Annotated in this window: 14 protein-coding genes; 6 read left to right on the top strand and 8 right to left on the bottom strand. The window is 54.7% G+C overall.

Annotated elements, in window-relative coordinates; translation table 11 throughout:
- The 5 genes from VFU50_14420 to VFU50_14400 form a co-directional block, all read right to left on the bottom strand.
- A partial coding sequence (locus VFU50_14420; protein HEU5234056.1) for a kelch repeat-containing protein occupies positions 1-2,798 on the bottom strand: 2,798 nt, incomplete at its 3' end.
- An 88-nt stretch (positions 2,799-2,886) separates the two neighbouring features.
- Positions 2,887-3,933 (bottom strand): GNAT family N-acetyltransferase, encoded by a 1,047-nt coding sequence (locus tag VFU50_14415; protein HEU5234055.1) that lies wholly within the window; start codon positions 3,931-3,933, stop codon positions 2,887-2,889.
- Between the two features lie 42 nt (positions 3,934-3,975).
- Positions 3,976-5,274, bottom strand: coding sequence for a hypothetical protein (locus VFU50_14410; protein ID HEU5234054.1), 1,299 nt, complete (start codon positions 5,272-5,274; stop codon positions 3,976-3,978).
- Between the two features lie 228 nt (positions 5,275-5,502).
- Complete coding sequence (locus VFU50_14405) at positions 5,503-11,574, bottom strand: N,N-dimethylformamidase beta subunit family domain-containing protein (protein HEU5234053.1); 6,072 nt, start codon at positions 11,572-11,574, stop codon at positions 5,503-5,505.
- A gap of 336 nt (positions 11,575-11,910) precedes the next feature.
- Entirely contained in the window at positions 11,911-12,462 is a 552-nt protein-coding gene (locus VFU50_14400) for a DUF1579 family protein (GenBank protein HEU5234052.1), read from the bottom strand.
- 162 nt (positions 12,463-12,624) lie between these two features.
- Between VFU50_14400 and VFU50_14395 the strand changes: the two genes are divergently transcribed.
- Entirely contained in the window at positions 12,625-13,074 is a 450-nt protein-coding gene (locus VFU50_14395; GenBank protein HEU5234051.1) for a hypothetical protein, read from the top strand.
- A gap of 214 nt (positions 13,075-13,288) precedes the next feature.
- Here the strand turns inward: VFU50_14395 and VFU50_14390 are convergent, their stop codons facing one another.
- Positions 13,289-13,627: a hypothetical protein gene (locus VFU50_14390; GenBank protein ID HEU5234050.1), complete on the bottom strand. Its 339-nt coding sequence runs from the start codon at positions 13,625-13,627 to the stop codon at positions 13,289-13,291.
- On the opposite strand from VFU50_14390, the gene VFU50_14385 reads away from it, so the two are divergent.
- Together VFU50_14385 and VFU50_14380 are read left to right on the top strand one after the other, a co-directional pair.
- Entirely contained in the window at positions 13,626-14,270 is a 645-nt protein-coding gene (locus tag VFU50_14385) for a hypothetical protein (GenBank protein HEU5234049.1), read from the top strand. The genes VFU50_14390 and VFU50_14385 overlap by 2 nt on opposite strands.
- A gap of 407 nt (positions 14,271-14,677) precedes the next feature.
- A complete protein-coding gene (locus tag VFU50_14380; GenBank protein ID HEU5234048.1) occupies positions 14,678-15,943 on the top strand; it encodes a sorbosone dehydrogenase family protein in 1,266 nt (421 codons plus the stop codon).
- A gap of 114 nt (positions 15,944-16,057) precedes the next feature.
- Here VFU50_14380 and VFU50_14375 read toward each other — a convergent pair whose 3' ends face one another.
- Together VFU50_14375 and VFU50_14370 are read right to left on the bottom strand one after the other, a co-directional pair.
- Positions 16,058-18,238 (bottom strand): prolyl oligopeptidase family serine peptidase, encoded by a 2,181-nt coding sequence (locus tag VFU50_14375; GenBank protein ID HEU5234047.1) that lies wholly within the window; start codon positions 18,236-18,238, stop codon positions 16,058-16,060.
- Between the two features lie 16 nt (positions 18,239-18,254).
- Positions 18,255-19,211 carry a threonine/serine dehydratase gene (locus VFU50_14370; GenBank protein HEU5234046.1) on the bottom strand — a complete coding sequence of 319 codons (957 nt, stop codon included), beginning with the start codon at positions 19,209-19,211 and terminating at the stop codon, positions 18,255-18,257.
- Positions 19,212-19,635: 424 nt separating this feature from the next.
- Here VFU50_14370 and VFU50_14365 point away from each other — a divergent pair, with 424 nt between their 5' ends.
- The 3 genes from VFU50_14365 to VFU50_14355 are packed head-to-tail and all read left to right on the top strand — an operon-like array spanning position 19,636 to position 22,757.
- Entirely contained in the window at positions 19,636-20,619 is a 984-nt protein-coding gene (locus VFU50_14365; protein HEU5234045.1) for an ATP-binding cassette domain-containing protein, read from the top strand.
- On the top strand, positions 20,616-21,380 hold the full coding sequence (locus tag VFU50_14360) for an ABC transporter permease (GenBank protein HEU5234044.1): 765 nt from the start codon (positions 20,616-20,618) through the stop codon (positions 21,378-21,380). The genes VFU50_14365 and VFU50_14360 overlap by 4 nt, the downstream gene beginning before the upstream one ends.
- On the top strand, positions 21,381-22,757 hold the full coding sequence (locus VFU50_14355) for a GldG family protein (GenBank protein HEU5234043.1): 1,377 nt from the start codon (positions 21,381-21,383) through the stop codon (positions 22,755-22,757).
- Positions 22,758-22,801 lie beyond the last annotated feature (44 nt).

Genomic DNA, 22,801 nt, shown 5'->3' with positions numbered 1-22,801 from the left:
GGATTGTAAATCTCCGGTATGCCAGCGTTGGTGTGCTCGCTGGTCTGCCATCCCGCCGTAACCAAAATCCTTCCGTCAGACAGCGTTGTTGCCGTGGGATACCAACGCTTGTACTTCATGCTAGGAACTGTGGTCCATGTGTTGTTCGTCGCATCGAAGATCTCGGCATTAGCTATCCCGATGTTTCCGCTGCCATCGCCATAGCCTCCGACTACCAGGATTCTTCCGTCTGCTAGTGAAGCGTGTCCCGAGCAGAACAGATCGGGATTCGTCGGAGTAGCGGTAAACACATTCTGTTGATAATCCCAGACGGCAGGAGTGGCGCCATCATCGTAATAAAGCAGCTTGTTGTTCGGAAGAAGAATCAAGTTCACTGCGACCGCATTGAGGCTCGCAGGGGCGGACCAGCTACCGACAACCGCGGGATTGCCAGAGTTATCCACAGTTATAGTTAGCGCAGACGAACTTGCACTCAAGCCTGTTGCATCGAACGCGATAGCGCTCAATGTGTGGGTGCCTGAAGTACTCTTCGTGGTATCCCAAGTCGCATAGTATGGCGCAGCAGTAACAGGACTTCCCAAATTCGCTCCATCGAGCACGAACTGTAGGCTCGCAATCGTCGAAGTCGAGCTGCTCGCATTGGCCGCAACCGTGACGAGGCCGGCAATTGTGGCTGCAGGAGCCGGAGCTATCATGCTGACGGACGGCGGAGACGAAATTCCGCTCCCACCTGCCGGAAGCACTTCTACAGCAGTTAAGTTGTAACGATCTGAAGTCGGTGCCGTGTCGTTGAGCGTCACCGACGTCCCGCTCAGTGCAGTAGGAGAATTCTGCATCTGAACCCAATAAGTATCACCACTCGCCGACAGATCCTGATGCAAAACTGTCTGCGCAGTACCTGCGGTTCTGGAAATCGCGTTGTCAAAGTCGTTGCCGACCCCAAATATCCAAGATCCATTTCGAGTCGTTGTCAGCGTTACTTTCGGCGCTCCGGAAGTAGCGTTGGCCGATGCAGTCGCTCCAATCGCTCCTGAACCGTTTGATCCAGAAACATCCACTCCGATAAAACTCACAACTGAAATCGAGGAGTAGACCTTTTGTGACAGGGTCGCAGCCACCGTCACATTGGATAATGGAGCCGCAGCAAATGCTCGCCAAACCTCTGCTGTTCCACTCTGAACATTGGTACGGCGGACAAACGTCCAGGTAAGTCCGCCACCAGTAATGGCACTGACCGTTGTGTTTGCCCCCGAAAGATAGTCCGTGGCCACGAAAGCGAGGAGAAGCTCGTTCGGTTGTGCTGTCGAAAAGACTCCTGTAGTGACTGTGGCGCTAGCAGATGAAGTATCGCCGAAAGCCTTCGCATCCATTGCTAAGGGTGCTGAGCTCTGCTGCTGATCGGTGAAATTCTCTCCCGTGACACTGGCGTTGTTGATCGTCGCGATTAACGAACTTGGGCTAAAGGTGGTCCCCGGATAGGAAGGAGTGATCGTGTAGCTGCCGTTCCCCAAACCGGAGAAGCTGTACGATCCATCGGCAGCCGTTGTGGTGCTTGCCGCGGAGGCTCCACTTAACGCAATAGTTGCGCCGGAAAGCGGAGGCGTTGTTCCTCCCGAAATACTCCACGTTGCACTCGTACTCGTAAAGTTAACCCCGCTCACGTTCGCGCCATTGACGCTGATGGGCTGTGAAGCTGGGTTGAACGACAATCCACTTTGGGATGGAGTAATCGTATAACTGCCATTGTTCAGGCCAGTGAAAGTGTAATTACCAGAGCTATCTGTAGTAGTTGTGGCCGTTGATGCTCCAGACAATGAGAGCGTGATCCCCGCAGCAGCGGGGCTGATATTGCCTGCAACGCTCCAAGTCTGAGCCGTTGCTGTAATACCCGGTGCGGTGACGTTCGCCCCATTCACCGTCACGGATTCACTCGCTGGAGTGAACACTACATTGGTTTTTGCGGGCGTTAACGTGTACGTGCCGTTCTGCAAATTGTTCAGAACGTAGGATCCTGTGCTGTCCACTACTGCCGACGTAACCGTCGCTCCGTTCTGCGACAACGTCACAGTAGTACCAGAGGAAGTCGATGCGGGACTGATTACTCCAGAAATACTGTAGGTGCTTCCAGCAGACGCGGCAGCAAGCACTTCAACAATGCTGAGGTTGTATCGATCTGTCGTCGGAGCCGTATCGTTGATCTTCACGACCGTCCCAGCAAGCGGGATGGGAGCGGTTTGCATCTGCGCCCAATACGTATCGCCAGTGGGCGTCAGATATTGGTGGATCAGACTCTGACCTGAACCTACAGTTCGGCTTATCGCATTGTCGTAATCATTTGCGACTCCCAACACCAATGATCCGTCCCTTGTTGTTGTTAAGGATGCAGTTGGCGCTCCGGACCGTGAGTTGCCGCTGCCAATTGCTCCGACTGCGCCCGATCCGGCAGAACCTGAGGTATCGACGCCGGCAAAGCTCATTACCGTCATCGACGAGACGACGGACTGAGAGAGAGTCGCCGTGACAGTCGCATTCGTGAGTGGATTTTGCGAAAAGGCGCGCCAAATTTCTGATGTTCCCGATTGAGTATTCGTGCGGACAACCAGTTGCCAATTTAAACCTGCGCCCGAAATCGACGAAACTTGAGTATTGGCTCCCGAGAGATAATCGCCTGTTACAAAGGCCAATAAGAGCTCGTTTGCGCTTACCGTCGAAAACGCCGGTGACTGGATCGTGGTCGATGCCGAAGAACGATCGACATTCACGGTCGCATCGATCTGGATTGCGGCATAAGCTGACATCGAGAGCAGTGTCAGTGCTGCGATGGTGAGGAAGCATCGAAAAGTGTGAGCTCTATATTTGATCAAAGTCATCGATCACTATCTGCCTTTAAGCTGCGTGTTTGTATAAAAGCTTTCCTGCGGCACAACAAAGCGGACTCGGTAAGTGTGTAAAGAACCGAACAAAGCCTCGGACGCGAAACTGAGAGTTGCGTCTCAGATTTGGGGGGACACAAAAGTACTTTAGTTGCCGACTTTCGGCCCCAAGGCGCTCTTTAAATGTGCCCAAGCTGCGGTTCTCGTTATCTGTGCGACCCAGATCGAACTCAGTCGCGCCCGCAAACTTTCCCTGCAACATCGCATTCCAGAAAAGAAACGGCATACCACCCAAAGCGTGCCGTGTCTCATCGGATGCTCCGTACTTGTACACCAACTTATCTCCGTGCTGAATGGTGATAATGCCTGCAACTGTATCGTTACTTTTGCGGGCCAAATGCACCGTGAATCTTTCCCCAAACTCACGTGCTAAGTTCTGAAACCAAACGATTGGTTGCGGAAACAGGTTGTGCCGTCTTCTTGTCATCACCATCAACCGATAGAAACGCTGCACCATGCCCTCCGAGCGGCCGCTTTCATAAGTAAGGCGTTGTTGTTCGGCTCGGCGAATCTTGCGGCGCACGCAGCTGGGATGAAGGTGTCCGAACAGTTCCTGGATGTCCGGACGTAGATCGACGAGGTGGTGAGAGAAAGACGCACTTTCACAAACATGCAGACCACTATCTTCTGCTTCAAATGAGTCATTGAGCGGTCGGAGTTCAACGTAGTTGTACTTACCTTCTCGACCGATAACTTCAAGTGCAGCGACGAGGTTCAGCATCTCGGAGGAACTGTCAACAAGCGGTTCACAGTGATCCGCAAACGGAAGAGATATCAATCGTTTCCCTGTCAGCCAGCTTTCGACAGCACAAACAGGAATTGCTGCTCGTATTTCGCCGCCTTGCGAAATCCTGGCAATCGCAAAAGGCGAATAGCCATATGTGTTTTTGAGCGCAGCGATCCACTCCCTGGTGTGGAAGATAGAAGCCTTGGGATGGAGGTCGACAAACCCCGACCACCGGGGATCCCCCAAGGGGGCTATAACTTCGATATCTTTCATCCCAATCTTTCCTACAGCAAACAGGAGTGTTTCTAATCCCGCTCACACCAGAAGCTCGTCACAACGTCGAGCTTCAACCGTTGATTTATCCCATCGATAGCTAACTTCTCCACCGCTCATGCTGGCATAGGCGATCCGGGCTCTGTCAGAGCCCTCACCTTCTATTGCCCACCCTGAAGCAGTCCGCACCAGCTGCATGCACCGCCGTTGGCGCCACCATTCGTTGATGTCGCCCGGACGAGCGGCCCACAGGCCATGCGCATTTATCTGCTGTGCAAGGTAATCGAGAAGTTCGGAATAAGTCTCTTGCTGCGGCGTTTCAATAACATAATCCGGGTGAACAATAAAACTAATGAGTCCATTCTGTTTCAAAATGGCTTCTATCTGCTTGCTCCAAAGTTCGATTGATGATTGTTTCAGGATGCTGAACAATCCGTAATCCTGGATAGTGGTAAGCGGCAGCTCAAGAACATTGCCTACAAAGTAAGGCATTACACTGCAGCATCCGCCACCCTGTGGCTCCATGTGAGCCACGGTGGGAACCGACATGTCATATTCAACTTGCAATTCCGGTAACCAGTCCTGATTGCGGTGCATGGATCCGGCGCGAAAACCTCTGGTGCCATAAACTTCGGCGTAGTGCCTTATTTTTTTGGCCCGCTCGGCAAACCGTGCAGCATTTCCGTAAAGACGGCCATCATGGTCCAGATCGTGAAGGTTCACTTCATGACCTCGGCCACGAATTTCATTTACCAGTTCCGCAATCGGATCATAAGGACCTTCCGGTATGAGCTGAAACGCGGCGGGGATGCGGAAAGAATCATCGAGGTCCATGAGCATTTTGCAGCCTGCAGCACCGATGCTTCCTTCGACATCGTGCGTCATCATTACAGCTGCGGGGTGCCCCTCCGGCCAAAACCAAATGAAAGGAACCTCCTCCTCGCCGCTTATCTCGATCACTAATCCCATCACTACTCGGAATAAGTGATCGACGGAACAATCAATTGGCCACCCAGGGACATTCGACTTGACTCTGGAACGAAAGATTTGCCGATGAATGAACTGTCGGAAATGACGCGTGAGCAGCGGTCGAAGCCAGTAATAAACCTGTCTAGCGAGCGGAGCAGTCCAGCCGGATGCAACATATCGCTCCGTCCGAAGCATTTCGATCGATTGGAACATCTGCACCAGGCGTCCATCGCTCCAAACTGAACCGTCAATAGAATCGGGAGCACTGCCGAAATAAGCGCGGAACTGCTCAGGGAGCGCTGACTCGGGATGAGAGCTATCCGTTTTCACGCGAGGTCTATCTTTATGTCCGCTGTGCTGTTCCGAATCCATTCTGTTGTCGGGATCTGTTCCAAGTGGCTAGAACATGTAACGATGAACGGGCGTCGGCAGCTTATGTGGTTGCAGTTTTGAGACCACCTGCAGCACATTCATTCGAAGGCACTTACGCCGCACTACCTCGCTTGCTCCGCCTTTGAATGTGCAAAATATTGCATACACGGCAACACCCTTTGCCACTCAGCGGAGATAGCGATAGGTTGGCGGTGGATTTCGCCAATCCTACGGAGTACGTATCTCGACTGTAGTGAGGTTGTAGCGATCACCCGTCGGTGCGACGTCATTGATGCTTACAGAAGTGCCACTCAGAGGCGTAGTCGCGTTCTGCATCTGAACCCAGTATGTGTCACCGGTTGGAGTCAGGAATTGATGCACGACCGTCTGGCCTGTGCCGGCGCTGCGTGCGACGGCATTGTCGTAATCATTACCCACGCCAAACACCCAAGAGTTGTTACGTGTAGTCACCAGAGCAGCAGAAGGAGCTCCTGTTCTGGCATTTGCAGTTCCGGTAGCTCCAACGGCATTGGGAAGAGTTGTGCCGATGGTGGTGTCCACACCGGTAAAGCTCGTGACAGTAATGGAACAGACCACCTTCTGCGACACAGTGGCAGTTACGGTAACATTTGTCAGCGCTGAAGGAGCAAACGCCGCCCAGATCTCCGCGTCACCGCTCTGTACATTCGTGCGCTTCACCAGATTCCATGTAAGTCCCCCGCCCGAAATGCTGGAAACAGTTGTGTTGGCGCCGCTCAGGTAATCGGTGGCAATGAAAGCCAGCAGGAGCTCATTGCCAGAAACAGTGGAAAAAGCTGGCGTTGCGATTGTGGTGCTGGCCGTGGTTCCGTCTTTGGAGCTGTTGGCGTCGATCGCCAAGCCCGCGATCGACGATACCGCCGTGAAGTTCACTCCAGAAACATTGCTACCGTTCACCGTCGCATTCTGGCTCGTTGGACTAAATGTCGCTCCAGACTTCGACGGAGTCAGCGTGTATGTTCCGTTTGAGAGTCCCGTAAACGTGTAGTTCCCGGACGCATCCGCTGTCGTAGAGGCGGTGGCCGAACCAGTGAGAGCCACCGAGGCATTCGCGCCGGTCGTGGACAGATTACCGGAAATGCTGAACGTCTGCGCCGTGGCGGTAAAGTTTACTCCCGAAACATTGCTACCATTCACCGTCGCATTCTGACTTGTTGGATTGAATATCACTCCAGACTTCGACGGTGTAATTGTGTACGTTCCATTTGTCAGTCCGGTAAACGTGTAGTTTCCGGAGGCATCCGCGGTGGTAGAGCTGGTTGCCGAACCGCTGAGAGCCACCGTAGCGTTCGCACCGGTTGCAGACAGATTGCCGGAAATGCTGAATGTTTGTCCGGTTGCGGTGAAGTTCACTCCCGAAACATTGCTGCCATTCACCGTCGCATTCTGGCTTGTCGGATTAAATATCACCCCGGACTTCGACGGAGTAACTGTGTATGTTCCGTTTAACAATCCTGTAAATGTGTAGTTCCCGGAGGCATCCGCCGTCGTAGACCCAGTTGCCGAACCGCTGAGAGCGACTGTTGCATTCGCGCCAGTCGCCGACAGATTGCCGGAGATACCGAAGGTTTGTGCCGCTGTGAAGTTCAGCCCAGAAACATTGCTGCCATTGACCGTCGCATTCTGACTTGTCGGATTGAATGTCACTCCAGACTTGGATGGTGTAACCGTGTACGTTCCGTTTAACAATCCTGTAAATGAGTAGTTGCCGGAAGCGTCCGCTGTCGTAGAGGCCGTGCCCGAACCACTGAGAGCCACCGAGGCATTCGCGCCGGTCGTGGACAGATTGCCGGAAATGCTGAACGTTTGTGCCGCCGTGAAGTTCAGTCCGGAAACATTGCTACCGTTTACTGTCGCATTCTGGCTAGTCGGATTGAATACAACTCCGGATTTCGACGGAGTAACCGTGTACGTTCCGTTTGACAGCCCTGTAAAGGAGTAATTGCCGGAAGCGTCTGCGGTGGTTGATGCGGTGCCCGAACCACCGAGAGCCACGGTTGCATTTGCGCCAATCGCAGACACAGTGCCGGAAATGCTGAAGGTCTGTGCCGTTGCCGTGAAGTTGATCGCGGTTACACTTGCGCCATTAACGATCACGTTCTGGGAGGCAGGGCTAAAGTTAAATCCTGCTTTCGAAGGAGTCACTGTGTATGACCCGTTAGGAAGTCCCGAAAAAGTATAATTTCCGGATCCATCTGGTATTGCGGTCGCATTTACAGATCCGCTAAGCGCGATGGTAACTCCACTGAGCGCAGGAGTTAAAGTACCGGAAATGCTGTACGGACCAAGTGAGGGGAGAACCTCTACAACGGCTAAGTTCCACCGATCAGACGTTGGGGCACTGTCGCTAATTGCTACTGTAGTGCCACTCAAAGGAGTGGTGGCGTTCTGCATCTGCACCCAATAGGTATCACCTGCCGAGGTGAGATCCTGGTGGACAACGGTCTGTCCTGAAGACGGCGTTCTCGCTATTGCGTTGTCGAAATCGTTACCTACACCGAACACCCACGAATTGTTGCGAGTAGTAACCACCGAGAGGCTCGGAGCACCATTCGTGGCACCCTTACTCGCAGTTGCGCCAATAGCTCCGGAACCATTCGTACCCGTCAGATCAACACCCGTGAAGGTGATGATGGTGATGGAGCTGACAACGCTTCGAGACAAAGTTGCTGTAACAGTAGTATTGGTCAGCGGCGCAGGAGTAAAAGCACGCCAAACTTCGGCGTCCCCACTCTCAGTATTCGCCCTCGCGACCAAACTCCAGGTTAGTCCGCCCCCAGCCACATCGCTGACGGTTGTATTTGCGCCACCGAGGTAATCGGTTGAAATGAACGCCAGCAACAGCTCATTTGGCGAACTGGTAGAGAACGCAGATGAGCTGATTGAGGAGCTTGCGGTGGTTCCGTCCTTAGAGGTCTTCACATCAATTGCCAAGCTTGTAGTAATAACTGCCTGTGCCGTGAAGTTCACTCCGCTAATGTTTGCGCCGGCCACGGTGACGGTCCGCGATGACGGGGTAAAGTCAAAGCCATTCTTGCTGGGTGTGATGGTATAGGTTCCGTTTCCGGTCGTGTTGAACGAATAGTTACCCGACGCGTCGGCCGTTACAGTGCCAGAGGCAGCCCCACTAAGTGTTATGGTAGCGCCGCTGCCAGCACTTGCGGGACTAATAGTTCCAGAAATTGAGACCGCTTGCGATGCCGTGAAGTTGAGGTTCGAGATATTTGAACTTGTGATGGTGGCTGATTGACTGGCAGGGCTAAAGGCGAATCCAGCCTTGCTTGGCGTGACCGTGTACGATCCACTTACAAGGGATACAAAAGAATAGTTCCCTGCAGCATCCGCGGTGGTTGTCTGCGACATTGCTCCGCTGAGCGTGACGGTTGCGCCGGCACCGTTGGCGGATAGATTTCCTGAAATGCTGAACTGTCCGACCAACGGCGGCCTGACTTCAACGATGGCCAGGTTATAACTGTCACCAGTCGGAGCTGTGTCATTGATCGTGACCGTCGAGCCCGAACTCGACACGAGGGCCGACTGCCTCTGGGACCAGAATGTATCTCCCAAGGGACTGAGATAGGAATCGATCAACACTTGGTTGGGACCGACAGTCCTCGCAATCGCGTTCGCATTATCCGCGCCTACCCCAATTACCCAGGAATTGTTTCGAGTCGTGGTGAGTGAAGCCGTTGGCGCCCCGCTCGCAGCGCTCGCGGAGGCGGAATTACCAATCGCGCCTGAGCCATTCGTGCCGCTCGTATCTACCCCAGCAAACGTCATGATTGTGATATCAGCACTGGGAGACGACTGCGAGAAGGTCGCGGTTGCAGTAACCTTCGTCAACACGCTCGGCGCCAACGCTCGCCAGACTTCGGCTGTGCCATTCTGGCCGTTCGCGCGCTGGACCATCGTCCAACTGAGACCACCTCCCGTAATTCCCGAGACCGTGATGTTTTGCTGAAGCGCATCGCTGGATATGAGCGCCAACACCAGCTCATTTGGCGCAGCGGTAGAAAACGCCCCGCTCGTGATTGTCGAAGAGGAGGTCCCTTGATGCGCCGAGACTACCGCATCGATATCGACAACTCCCGGCGCAGGTGGAAAGACCGCGTTAACTGTAAGTGTCGTTGTGGCAGTGCTTGCGAATTTCGCAGAAATGACAACGCTTGTGGAGACACCGACAGGAACTGTTGTGATGGGAAAAGTCGCGGTCGTGCTTCCTGCTGGAACTACAACTGAACCAGGTATTGCAGCAACTGATGGTACGCTCGATGTTAGCGTCACGCTGGTACCACCAGTTCCGGCTGGGGCGCTTAGAGTGACGGTTCCTTGCGACGAAGCTCCTCCAGATAAAGTGCTCGGACTTGCAGTTACGGAAGCAACACCTACGATATTTACCGATGGTCCGCCGGACGGCGTTTCCAAATTGGCGCTGTCATCCACCGCACGGCTTAAAAGAGTGAACGTCCCTCCCGTATTTGCAACCCACGTATAAGACCAACTTGTGGTTCCGGTCACCGGATGCCAAGTTGCTCCATTGTCGACCGAGATTTCGACCCCGGCAACCAAGCCTCCAACGTCGCTGGCGGTTCCGGTAACGGCGATCGTCGTTCCAGCTTGAACAGATGTGCCGTTCGCTGGAGCGGTAATCGTAGATACAGGCGGCGTAGTGTCAGTCGATTGGGTTGCAGGATGTAATCCGGCCTGCAGGGTCGCCGGCTGGACGCCCATGTCAGCAAACAGATTGACTGTTGCCTGCTGCATGTTTACGTCCGCGGTCCCGCCGCTGGAAGAATCCAGGCCAAAAGACCATTGCACTGTGCCGGCGCCAAACACCAGTGCACCGCTCGGAGCTCGATAAAGTGAGAGCTTGTGCGTCGCCGTTCCCGTTCCGTAGAGTCCACCGGCGTCCTGCAGATAATCAGTTGTGAGGTTGTAGGTTGCGCTTGAGAGGTCGAAGAGGCCAGCCGGGCGCGCGCCGTTATCCTCCTCAGCATCCCATTCATAACCGAGAGTGCCACCGGGCAGAGTCCAAGTCGCTCCGGCAGCTTGCGTCGCAACATTGGGAGTATTACGCCAAAAGCGAAACTTTCCCATTGCGGAGGGAACTTTTATCGACAGATTAGTGTTGTCATTGCCCGGGCCATTGACTCGGAATAGTTGACCCGTCAAGGCGTTTTCCGGTCGGCCGCCATCGGCTGGCGGGCTCTTGACGGGATCCCGCCAGGTGCCTGTCCAAGTTGGCGGGTCTTGCGGGTCAACAGCAGTAGTGGCCGGAGGGTTAGAAGTTGCTCCAAGAGTTTCCTTGTAGCAGACCAGGGTCCGATACGGAGTGCCGGTGCCATCGATACTGTTTTCCCAACGCGTCTTCCAAAAGAACTCATTCCCGCTGAAGAACGCAAGATTAACGCCGGCATCGCGAGCAGCCTCTACACTTGTCCTTTTCGGACCCGAAACGTATTCGTCGTGTCCGACGGAGAGATATAGCTTGTGGTTCTGTATGAGCGCGCCGCTCCGTGCAGCATCCACACTACTGAAATAACTAACGTTGTAACCATTTTCCTCAAGCCAGCGCACCATCGGGTATTCCGCATAGAACGGCTGCGTTTGATTCTCTATCCATGCAAATGGCCGGTTGTAGCTGACTTTATAACCGCGGTTAGTCAGATCAAAACCTGTTGTCGGTCCATAAAAGCTGTGCCCACCGTAGCCGTTGTAGGCCTCCCAGCTCTCGTCCGATGTTTGGAACAAAACGTCCGAGTGACTGCTATCGTCGCGGACAATGAAGAAAATTTGATTGGCTCCGCCGGTATCACCGCGAACGATATCGGCGAAATAAATGCCAGATACTGCATTGCTTGGAATCGTCCACGAGGCTGATACTGCCCAGTTTCCGCAATCCACGAGGCCCGTGGCCGAATCGGTAAGGCAAGCCGGCTGGCTTTGTGGCAGCTTCGCAGAAGGCGTAACGGTCGCGATCTGCCGGGCACCACTTCCCTGGTAGTACCCCATGCGGAAAATAGTTATCTGATAGTTGCTCGCGCTCGTGTTGATCTTGAAATTTACCGACTGCCCAACGTTGTAGCTGATATCAGTCGCAAAACCCTGAATCGTTGAATCGATGCTGTTCACAATCCAGTTGTTTGAGCCGGGATTGCAATTTTCAGCTTCAATCGCATTCTGCGGTGCCGTACATGAACTAAACGCCTGACCGGCTAAGAAAGCGATGAACGAAATTATCAGCAACAGCTTTTTGAGCATGGTTCCCCGAACTTAGTGGAGTATCGAACGCCGGTGACCGGTGCCACGGGCGGATTACCGGCAGACGTGGCACGGCCCTACAGCATTCTGTGGTGTAGCAATCTGCACACCGCAATTCCCCAGGTTGTTCAAAACGTAACGAACGGCAATAGAACGATTTATGGAGTTAATTCACTGCGGGCGTTTGAGGGGATCGCAGGAGAGTTGCAATCGGCTGCATCTTGCTATGGAAGACGTTTGCCGTTGCGGGACCATGTATCGTCGGAAACGCTGGGACCGGATGCGAGAGACCTCGTTCGCAGGCGCTACGGCTCCGCAGGTTTCGTTGTCTATAGATTACTTCCGCGTCATGCGAAGCTCTATCATCATTCGCTCGTTTCCTTTGTCGTCGATGAGGAAATGACGATGCAGAAGAAGACGACCATCTTCCTCAAGGTGCGCACGCGCGACCGTCTTGCGCCCCGGATCATCTGGATCGAGCGCTGTAGCCCACAACACGATGTTCTTACCATCGAACGTGCCGTCACTCTGACGAATAGACATGGTCGTTTGTCGCGAGTCGTACCAGACTGTGGTGAACCGATTTGTTTTTGAATCGAAGCCGGAGATTCCGGTTCCTGTGCTCTTCGTTCCGTCAGCGTTGAAAAACGTGAAATCGGACTGCAGAAACTTGCCTTGCTGAATCATGTACTGTTTGCATGTTCCCTTCGTAATGATCGGCTTTCCATTAGCTGGGAAGAAGGTTTTGACGACATCCCACTCGCCCGCGAATTGCGCGAGCAGCTTCTGCCCGGCGCCCGGCGTGTTCGGCGGCTCGTATTGATTATGAGTTTGCTGTGTGACCGCCGCACAGGCAATCAGAAGAATCACTGCAATTAGCTTGGTCATGGCAGGCGATGATACGTGAAGGTCGCGAACTAACGAAACTACCCGCTGAGCCGCTTAGAGACCCGAGCTTCCATTGACCTCAAAAGATCCCTTTGGTCCTCCACCTTCGTAACTCGCGGCCTTGCGGCCTCGTCACTCAAACTAGTGCACCGGATGGGAAATATGGAAACCAAAGACGCAATAACGAAGTTTCGATACCGAATTGAGCCAAAGCCCGGGGGTGGATTCACTGCCCGAGCGGAGGAAGGACCTGCTGAGACCATCGAGGGAGCCACGCGGGAAGAACTTCAGCAGAAGCTGAATGACAAATTCACTGGGCTCGTTGGCGAAATGCTTCACTCCGATAAGCTGACTGAGATGGTTGGAGAAATGCTCCACGACCCTAACAAAGTGCGGAGCACCGAATTAAAACTCGGCGGAGCTCAGATCAGAGTCAACGTAACCACTAAATCGTCAGCCACGCCCATTTCCCGCTCCACGGCCTCTTCGGTCGGCGACCTTGCAGTTACACCGTCAGCCCAGCCTCGTTTTGAGAGCAGCAACAAGTTGTGGCTTGTGATTGCGCTTTCGATGGCGCTTGGGGCAGTGCTGATGTATTTGCTGAGGCGATGAAAATGACCGCGCTACTCATGCTTCCGTCGCAAACCCGTAGTCGGCGACGGCCTGCCAAATGGCAGTTCCTGGCTGCCTGCTAAGGCCATTAACCCACAATTCCCCGATTGTTCTAAGGGCCTTTCTCTAGCCCATCTACTACTCTCACCGGATATAACCAGAGTAGATGCCCCCGTACTTTGACCTGACAGTCGGCCCCCCACCGACCGAAAGGTTAATGAATGCGATTGAATCTGAAAGGGATCTGCGCCATAGCAGCTCTCAATATGGCGGCATTTTGGGTTACCGGATGCGGAGGAACGAACGCCCTCACCAAATCCCCTGGGACTACAACTACGCAATTGACCGGCTCTAACGGAAGCTCATCCGGAGTCTCGTCTTCGTCTACTACTCCCGTCGCGGGTGGCTCTAGCACTGGCTCGACGAGCTCATCCGGTTCGACCAGCACCTCCACTTCGGGCTCTGGAACCCCGGCTCCAATTCCTACGCCAGTTCCTCCGACTCCCACCAACAACGGTGATGCCCCAGCACCTCCGCCCGGAGCAACCATCATGTCCAACATTCAAAACCAAGGCGGATGGCAAACTTGCGGCGGATGCGGCAACGACGGCGGCGGTGGAACCGCCCCGGCTTACGGACTTACTCAGGGAATCTCGACCCCTAGCCTGAGTGGCAGCTCGACTGACTTTTGGATCACAGGCGGCCCGGCGTACACCGGCGGCTACTACTTCATCGAGCAACATCCTGTGTCGAATCCGGTGAGCTATTTGCGGTACGAGTTCGATCTTTACATCCCGGCTCAGTACGCCTCGGCGCCACAGGGTATCGAATTTGAATGCCAGCAGAATGCAAACGGCTACACCTACAATTACGCTTGGCAGGCTGATTATGATTCGAAAACCTGGCGGGTGTTTAACTACACCACCAAGCATTGGGAAGGAACGTCAATCGCATTCCAGCCCTTCGCTCCAGACAGCTGGCACCACATCATTGCCATCTATCACGCTCAGGGAACGCAGATATTCCACGATTCGCTGACCGTGGATGGCGTCACCTATCCGGCAAACATCGTGCACGACGCACTGTTCACTGGCAACGGACCTGAGCTGACGAATGCCTTCCAAGTCGACTTGGACGGCAACAGCACTCCTTACCATGTGTATGTGGATAACATGAAGGTGAGCCTGGCGGATTAAAAAGCAAGAGCGCACAGGAAGTTTAGAAACCGGAGGTCACGGAGTTCGTCTTCGTGACCTTTATCGTTTCTTCGGAAGTAAGCGGCACTAGGGCGGAACTCGATAGGCTACATTTTGCAGACTTCAAAGTTCGATTGTATGTCGGCCTTTCAGCGGTTGTCCCTTTTCCGCTCGTTCGCCAAGGCGTACGACCTCGGCTGAAACATTCCCGCTTCGGGCTGGGTTTATAGCGAGCATCGTCCTCTTCAAAGTCTCCTCGCTTCTGCTTTGCGTGCTCCGCAATTCACTCTTTCTATTGCAAGCCTTTATTTCTCTTAATGCACATCTGCGTTCCTCAAACCATGTAGCATTTGAATCGGGGAAGGGCAATTATGAAAAGAGGAACTCTGTTTAAGACGATCGCCTTTATGGCAGTCTTCGCGCTATCTACTCTCTTGCTTTACTCCCAAAACGGGAAGCAGGTCACGTTTAGCGACTTCAGTGAACAAGCGCCGGGCGTAGTTCACAAGATCACGGTCCCTGACCTTCCAGACCCGTACGCGAGTAAGTCAGTCGACAACGGCCCTGATTTAATCCCGCGTCCAAAAGACGCCTGGCCGCAAGCGCCTGCAGGGTTCAACGTCGATCTCTACGCTACTGGCCTGCACAATCCACGGCTCATGCGCACCGCACCGAACGGCGATCTATTTGTTGCCGAGAGCGACGAAGGTGACGTGAAAGTGTTTCGCGGCATCGGCAAAGACGGCAAGCCGGAGCGGACGGAAGTGTTTGCCACGGGACTGCGCAAACCGTTCGGCATCAACTTCTATCCGCCCGGACCGAGTCCGCAGTGGGTGTACATCGGGAACACCGATTCCGTCGTTCGATTTCCCTATAAGAATGGCGATATGAAAGCGGCTGGTCGGGAGCAGAAGATTGCCGATCTTCCCGGCGGTGGGCATCTGCGCGGCGGCGGACACTGGACGCGCGACATCGTCTTCTCGCCTGACGGAAAGAAGATGTTCGTCTCCGTCGGCTCGCACTCTAACGTCGACGACACCGACAACAATCCTGTCGAGTTCCATCGCGCCGACGTTCTCGAATTCAATCCCGATGGCAGTGGCCTCCGCGTTTATGCTTGGGGCATTCGCAATTGTGTTGGCGAAGCGATCCATCCCAAAACGGGAGAGCTCTGGTGCTCGGTAAACGAGCGCGATGAGATCGGCGATAACCTCCCGCCCGACTACATCACGCACGTGCAGGAAGGCGGATTCTATGGCTGGCCGTGGTACTACATCGGCGGACACCAAGATCCACGACACAAAGGCAAGCATCCGGAGTTGAAAGACAAAGTCATCGTGCCTGACGTGCTGGTGCAGCCGCACATCGCATCGCTGGAAATGCTCTTCTACGAAGGCAAGCAGTTCCCTCCTGAGTATCGCGGCGACATCTTCGCCGCCGAACACGGGTCATGGAACAAGCATCGTCGTGCCGGATACGAAGTGTTGCGTGTTCCCATGCATCAAACCGGGCGGGCGCAGGATGAATATGAAGATTTCCTCACCGGTTTCGTGACCAAAGACGGCCAAGTCTGGGGACGTCCTGTGGGTGTCTCTGTAGGACAAGATGGCTCGTTGTTCGTCAGCGACGATGGAACGAACTCAATCTGGCGCGTGAGCTACACGGGCAAGTAAACCCGAGAGGCGAACACGAAGGTCACGGAGGTAAACGAAAGAGGTCACGGGGCGATTGTTCTTCGTGACCTTTTGTTTTGACCATCGTGACCTTCGTGTTCGCTCTTCTTCGATTTAGTGGGCTTTTAACTTTCGATCGAAAAAAGTTGCGCCCGCTTTGTACGAATTTACCCAATCGCGCCAAAGCAGCAGATCGTGAATCTCGTCGGGATAGACGATCTCTTCATATTCGACGCCTTGCTTTTTGAGCCGCTGGGCCAGGTCCACAGTCTGATTGAACGGAACGTTGCGGTCATCATCTCCCTGGATGAGAAGCACCGGCGAGCGCCATTTATCGATCGCGGAGTCAGGTGAAGACTCCCACGCAAGCTTCTGCGCGTCTTTCAAGTCAGGTGCGGCGTTGGCATCATCTTCCCAGTGCGATAGGAACATCGACCAATCGTGCACGCCATGAAAATCCACCCCCGCTTTGAAGATGTCGGAATTGCGCGCCAACCCCATTGCGGTAAGAAATCCGCCGTATGAACCGCCCCAGAGTCCGATGCGCTGCGAATCAACGTTGGGCAGAGTCTCCAAATAATGCGCGCCTGCAAGCACGTCGTTGTACTCCGAGGCGCCGCGCCACACGCTGTTCGGAGGCTGGCGGAAATCGTGACCGTACATGATTCCAAGGCGGTAATTCACCGAAAGCACGGTGTAGCCGAGGCTCGCCAGGTACTCATTCTCGGCATATGCGTTGTGGTAGTAGTACATGTAATGGAAGCCGAGCACCATCTGCCGCATCGGTCCTCCATGGGTGAAGATCAGCGCCGGGCCGCGTCCGGTTTGATTGCGCGGGACAAAGAGCTGTCCATGGATCGTGTATCCATCACTGCTCTTGAAGATCACCTGCTTTGGAACCACAAGCTGAGCCGAAGGGAAGTCCTTCGGCAGGACGTCTTTCGCCAGCAACTCTCTTCCCGAATTGGTAACGCGGTAAGCCAGCGCGGGTGTCGTTGCGCTCGAGCCGAGGCAGAATACCTGCCCATCGGAGCTCAGCACCGGTGACCATTCGATGGTCTCCCCGTGCGTGATTGCCTGCTGCGGCGCTCCGCCTTTGGCCTCGACCTTCCAGAGATGCCGGCGATCAACATCGTTCTGGTTCGATGAAAAGTAAATCGTCGTGCGGCCGTTCTCGTTCGGAGTAACGTCTTCCACGTCGAAATCGCCCGGCGTGAGCTCAATGGCTTGCCCACCCGAAATGGGAATCGAGTAGAGGTGATTGCGATTCGTCTGCTCGGAGACGAAGACGATGCGGTCTCCGGCAAACTGCAGCGACTCGCCGGCAAACGGCGGCAGAGAATCCCGCGGACCTTGCCCGCTCTGCCATATCGAATGCGCCGTGTACGTATTCGTGTCCGCAACCCACAGCGACCAGGGCGTCGGCCGCACCGGAATCAGTGGCAAATGGTTCTCCTCTCCCGGCGCGCGAATGAACACAATCTCGCGTCCATCCGGAGACCACCGCGGAAAGCGATCGCGTTCGGTGCTTGGCGCAATGTAGTGCACATCAGAAAGCAACGGCGCCTGCTCCTTTTTTGCCGCGCCGGCAGCTTCCGTCTTGTTCATGGAGTCACCGGAAAAAACCCGATCCAAATTGGGATTTAGATCGCCGACGGCAACGAGGCTATGCGAGTGGCGATTTACGCGAAAAGCAATGCGCTTTCCATCCGGCGACCACTGCGGCCAAGAGAGCTCACCGCGGATATCTGTGAGCTGTTTTGCGGTCACGCCGCCTTGCGCATTCACCGGAGCCAGCCAGAGTTCGTGCTTCGTCTCCCATACGGCGTAGCGCCCATCTGGCGAAATCTGGATATCCTCGCAACCTTCCTCCTCGCAACCCATATCTCCCAGTAGCCGCGGCTCGCCATTTTCGACGGCGGCTGTCCACACCTGCTGCTTCGGTTGTACGGGAAGACTCAACGGATTCGCCGAGCGTCCTGCGTCGTTTAACTCCGAGCCGCGCGCGTAGATGACCGTGCGGCCATCCGGCGTCAGCTTCAGCGAAGCGATCCGCTGCCCGTCATCGCCCGAGTAATGCGTGACCTGGCGACCGACGTATTCAGGCGCGGCGGCGATCCACACGTTGTCGGATCCTCTGTTGTTGAACACCCAGGCAAGGACATTGGCGTGACTCGCCGCAGTCAGCTGCGTGGGAAACGGCGAGCTCATCACCTGCTCAAGCGTGAAACTCTGACCAAATGCTGCCGTGGAAATGAAGACAGAGGTAAGGAAAAAGACTTTGAGTGCTTTCAAATGTGATCTCCGAGTATCAGCTTTTCAGGAATTTCGCATGATACTCGCAGAGGTCGTTCAGGCCAAGATTGCCGCCGCAGAGAATCAGAGCAACATGATGCTCGGGCCGAAAGTGCTGCTTCATTCGGACAGCGGCAGCCAGGGTGCACGACGCCGCCGGCTCGGTGAGGACCTTCGTGCGCTCCAGCAAGAGCGCGAGCGCATTCATGGCTTCTTTGTCGGAAACCACAGTGATGCTGGCTAGATGTTCTTTGGCAATGGCCAGTGTCGTTTCGGAAACCGCTGGCGCGCCGAGTGTCTTGGCAATCGATGTCGGACGAATCTCCACCGGCTGACCCGCATCAAGGGCGCGCGCCATTGCGTCGGCGCCTTCGGTCTCCACTCCCCAAAGCCGAATTTTTTTCTGTGATCGGATCGCGACGGCTGTGCCGCTCATCAATCCACCGCCTCCGATGCTGACGAATACGTCGGTCAGCTCAGGAACATCTTCGAGAATCTCGAGTCCAAGTGTTCCCTGGCCTGCCATGACCAACGGGTCGTCAAACGGATGCACAAACAGCATTCCTTCACGCTCGTAATCACGTGCTTTAGCGAATGCATGAGAAATATCGTCGAATTGAACGACCTCCGCGCCGTATCCACGAGTGGCATCAAGATAATTACGCGGAGTCGTGTGCAGCATGAGAATCACAGTGCGACATCCAAGCAATTTTCCTGCGTAGGCCACAGCCTGTGCGTGGTTCCCGCCGCTCACAGCCACCACGCCGTTGTTTCGCGCGGAATCGAGTTCAACCAGAATCTTATTGAAGGCGCCTCGAACCTTAAATGCGCCCGTAGTCTGAAAGACCTCGAGCTTGAGATAGACGCTCGCGCCAAGCACCTCGCTCAGCGTGCGACTGCGAACGGTCGCTGTTCGCTTAACATAAGAACGAATGCGTTCCTGAGCGGCGCGGATGTCGGCGAGGGAAATCATGATTCCTGTTTAGCTATTTACGAACGTGCGGGAGGCCAAAACCCGGTCGGAAGTTATGGACATTGACTATTTTGCGGGAGCGAAGATGAATTGTCGAACTCGGTTAAAATCCGCATGCGCAAGCTCTCACGTTCGCGCGTTTGCCCGCTGCTGCCGGCATTCTCGCCCTCATTGTGCCTTTTTTTGCACACGCATGGTGATACTGAACAAAGGAATTCCCCCAGATGCGCCATGCCGCCTCTTCGTCCGGGGGGCAAAGTCTCGCATAGCAACTTTCAAGATGACGCTGAATCCAGCAGCGCTGGTTGCGCTCTGGCCGGAAAGTTTTTAAAGTAGTACACAGAATTTCAATTCTTCGAATTTGCCGGCTTCAACGGCGAGTAGTCAGGCGCTCCTCAATCGAAGCCGGTCGCAAATTCTCACGATGATCCAAGTTCAGGACTTAACAAAAAAATATAGCCGCAATCTTGCCGTCGATCACATCTCCTTTGAAGTGCAAAAAGGAGAGATCGTCGGCTTTCTCGGTCCCAACGGCGCGGGCAAGACCACCACAATGCGCATGCTCACGTGCTTCCTGCCGCCGAGCCTTGGGACAGCCACCGTCGCCGGCTTCGACATCCTCGAGCAGCCGCTCGAAGTTAAGAAACGCGTCGGATACCTGCCGGAAACTCCGCCTCTGTATCTTGAAATGGAGACCGTGGAATATCTGCGGTTTGTCGGCAAGCTGAAAGGCCTCAGAGGGGAGGAACTTTCCAAGCGCGTTGACTACGCATGCGAGCGTTGCTCGATCGCGGACGTGCGTAACAAGCTTCTCGGCAAGCTCTCGAAGGGCTATCGGCAGCGCGTGGGACTGGGGCAGGCGATCATCCATAATCCCGACGTGCTGATCCTCGACGAGCCGACCGCAGGACTCGATCCCAAGCAGATCAACGAAACCCGCGATCTGATCCGCAGCTTGGCCGGTGATCACACCATCATTCTCAGCACGCACATCCTCCCCGAAGTGGAACAGACGTGCGAGAAGGTGATCATCATCAGCAAAGGCAAGCTGGTGGCGACCGACTCGGTCGAGAACTTGCAGGCGCGCGCTCGCGGAGCCGAATCGATGCTGGTGGAGATCGCCGGACGCAACGGCAATCTCGATTCTGCAACCGTTCGCTCGCGTCTGGAGCGAGTCTCCGGCGTCAGCCGTGTGTCGCTCAAGGACACTCGCGATAGCCGGCTGAGCTTGGAAGTCGAGAGCCAGAAGGGATTCGTTCGCGGCGACCTGGCGCGGGCTGTGGTCGAGTCGGGCTGGGATCTGAACGAACTGCGGCCTACGGCCGTAAGCCTGGAAGAGATCTTCCTGCAACTCACCGCACAAGAATCTGAAGCGGCCAAAGGCGTGGCCCAGGGGAAAACGGCATGAGAAACGTCTGGATCATTTTTCAGAAAGAACTGCGCAGCTACTTCGTATCGCCGATCGCGTGGCTGCTGCTCACGATGTTTGCCGTAATTTTTGGTTACTTCTTCTGGACCAGGTTAGGGATGTTCGTGTTTGCTGGGATGGAACAGCAGATGCGCGGCGAGATGTTTCCGATGAGCGTAAACGAATGGGTTATCAGCCCGCTCTTGAGCAACACCAGCGTGATTGGATTGTTCTTCATTCCGATCATCACTATGCGGCTTTTCGCGGAAGAAAAGCGCAACGGAACCATTGAGCTGCTCACGACTTCTCCAATTCGCGATGTTGACGTGATTCTTGGGAAATGGCTAGCGGCACTGACGCTGTACGCTTCTATGCTCTTCTTCACCGGATTAAGCTTCATCTTTCTGTTCCGATATGGGAATCCGGATTGGAAGCCGCTGCTCATTGGCTATCTCGGCCTGCTGCTGCAGGCGGGATGTCTTCTGGCCATTGGTACATTTATCTCGACTCTCACAAAGAATCAGATTATCGCCGGAGCAGCAACCTTCGCTATTTGCCTGATGTTCTGGGTTTTCGAGTGGACGAGTTACGAAACGGCAACGTGGGCCAAAGTGCTTTCATACATGTCAGTAACGGTGCACTTTGAGTCGTTTGCGCGAGGCGTGCTCGAGCTTAAAGATGCCGTCTACTACGCCACCCTCATCCTGATTGGTTTGTTCTTCACTGCGCGCTCGATGGAATCGCTGCGCTGGAGGTCGTAAGTGAACGCATCGCTTCTTAAAGCACGTCAAACCAAATATGTCGCTTATGCGACGGTTTACATTCTCGTCGTCATTGCCATCGTCGCGGTCGCCAACGTGCTTGCCGACCGCTACAACAAAACTTACGATGGCACAGCTAACAAGAGATATAGCCTGTCCGAGCAGACGGCGAAGATCGTCAAAGGTCTGAAGCAGGACGCAACCATCACCTACTTCGACCAGTCCACGCGCTTCCAGAGCGCCAAGGATCTGCTTGAGCAGTATCAGAACCTCTCGCCGAAGATTCACGTTGAGTACGTCGATCCAGACAAGAAGCCGGAGATCGCACGAGCTGACGCAATCAAGAACTACGGCACCGCTCTGGTCCAAATCGGGATAAAGAAGGAAGAGGCCAAGAGCATGACAGAGGAGGGCATTACCGGCGCCTTCATCCGCGATCTCAAGAGCAGCACGCGTACAGTATGCTTCGTGACTGGTAGCGGCGAGCACCAGATCGACAACAGCGATCGCTACGGCTACTCGCGCTTCAAAGATCTACTTGGCAAAGACGAGTACACCGCCAAATCGGTCAGCCTGCTTGAAAAGGCTGAAGTTCCAAACGACTGCACGGTGCTCGTGATTGGCGGCCCCAGCGGCGACTATCAGCAACCGGAAGTCGATGCGATCAAAAAGTACGTCGAGAACGGCGGACGCGCGCTGGTAATGCTCGATCCACCGCTGAAGGTTGGACGTTCTGAGATCGCCGAGAACGATGCGCTCACGAATGTTCTGCAGAGCTGGGGCATCACGGTAGATAAGGATCTCATTCTCGATCTGAATCCGATCGGGCAGCTCGCTGGGCTTGGTCCGCAGGTTGCCCTCGTCACCAGCTATGACTCACACCCAATCGTCAGCGAACTTAAGGGCAGTGCGACCGGGTTCCCGCTGTCACGATCGTTGACCATCAAGAACGGCGACAAGACGACCGTCGAGAAGCTCTTCAGCACTTCGGACACGAGTCTTGCGACAAACAACCTGAGCAGTCCGGAAGTAAAAACCAGCGATCCGAACAACAAGAAAGGTCCGCTGCTCATAGCCGCTGCCGGGACCTATAATACCGGCAAAGAGAATTCACAAGGACGATTCGTCGTGGTCGGCAGCTCGATGTGGGCCGGCAATTCATTTATCACATTCAACGGGAACAGCGATCTGGCACTGAATGCGATCAACTGGCTCGCGTCAGATGAGGATCTGATTTCGATTCGTCCGAAGGATCGGGAAGACCGCCGGATTACGATGACCACCGCCCAGCTTCACTGGGTGCGCAACACCAGCCAGTTCCTGATGCCGCTCGTCATGGTGATCGGTGGCGTGTTCGTCTGGTGGAGGAGAAGGTAGCCGCGCCGTTCGCTTCGCGGCTTCGAGGCTTCGCATTGGCCTTT

This window comes from Terriglobales bacterium (assembly GCA_035764005.1).
GTDB lineage: Bacteria > Acidobacteriota > Terriglobia > Terriglobales > Acidobacteriaceae > Gp1-AA112.
Note: the sequence above shows the minus strand (reverse complement) of the source record. Positions and strands in the feature narration are given on the sequence as shown.

Bases quoted from the DNA above. Each gene is read 5' to 3' on its own strand.
- VFU50_14390 (HEU5234050.1), bottom strand. From the start codon at position 13,627: ATGATGGTTGCTCCGGGCGGAGGTGCTGGGGCATCACCGTTGTTGGTG.
- VFU50_14405 (HEU5234053.1), bottom strand. From the start codon at position 11,574: ATGCTCAAAAAGCTGTTGCTGATAATTTCGTTCATCGCTTTCTTAGCC.
- VFU50_14365 (HEU5234045.1), top strand. From the start codon at position 19,636: ATGATCCAAGTTCAGGACTTAACAAAAAAATATAGCCGCAATCTTGCC.
- VFU50_14385 (HEU5234049.1), top strand. From the start codon at position 13,626: ATGTCCAACATTCAAAACCAAGGCGGATGGCAAACTTGCGGCGGATGC.
- VFU50_14400 (HEU5234052.1), bottom strand. From the start codon at position 12,462: ATGACCAAGCTAATTGCAGTGATTCTTCTGATTGCCTGTGCGGCGGTC.
- VFU50_14395 (HEU5234051.1), top strand. From the start codon at position 12,625: ATGGAAACCAAAGACGCAATAACGAAGTTTCGATACCGAATTGAGCCA.
- VFU50_14370 (HEU5234046.1), bottom strand. From the start codon at position 19,211: ATGATTTCCCTCGCCGACATCCGCGCCGCTCAGGAACGCATTCGTTCT.
- VFU50_14360 (HEU5234044.1), top strand. From the start codon at position 20,616: ATGAGAAACGTCTGGATCATTTTTCAGAAAGAACTGCGCAGCTACTTC.
- VFU50_14410 (HEU5234054.1), bottom strand. From the start codon at position 5,274: ATGGATTCGGAACAGCACAGCGGACATAAAGATAGACCTCGCGTGAAA.
- VFU50_14380 (HEU5234048.1), top strand. From the start codon at position 14,678: ATGGCAGTCTTCGCGCTATCTACTCTCTTGCTTTACTCCCAAAACGGG.
- VFU50_14415 (HEU5234055.1), bottom strand. From the start codon at position 3,933: ATGAAAGATATCGAAGTTATAGCCCCCTTGGGGGATCCCCGGTGGTCG.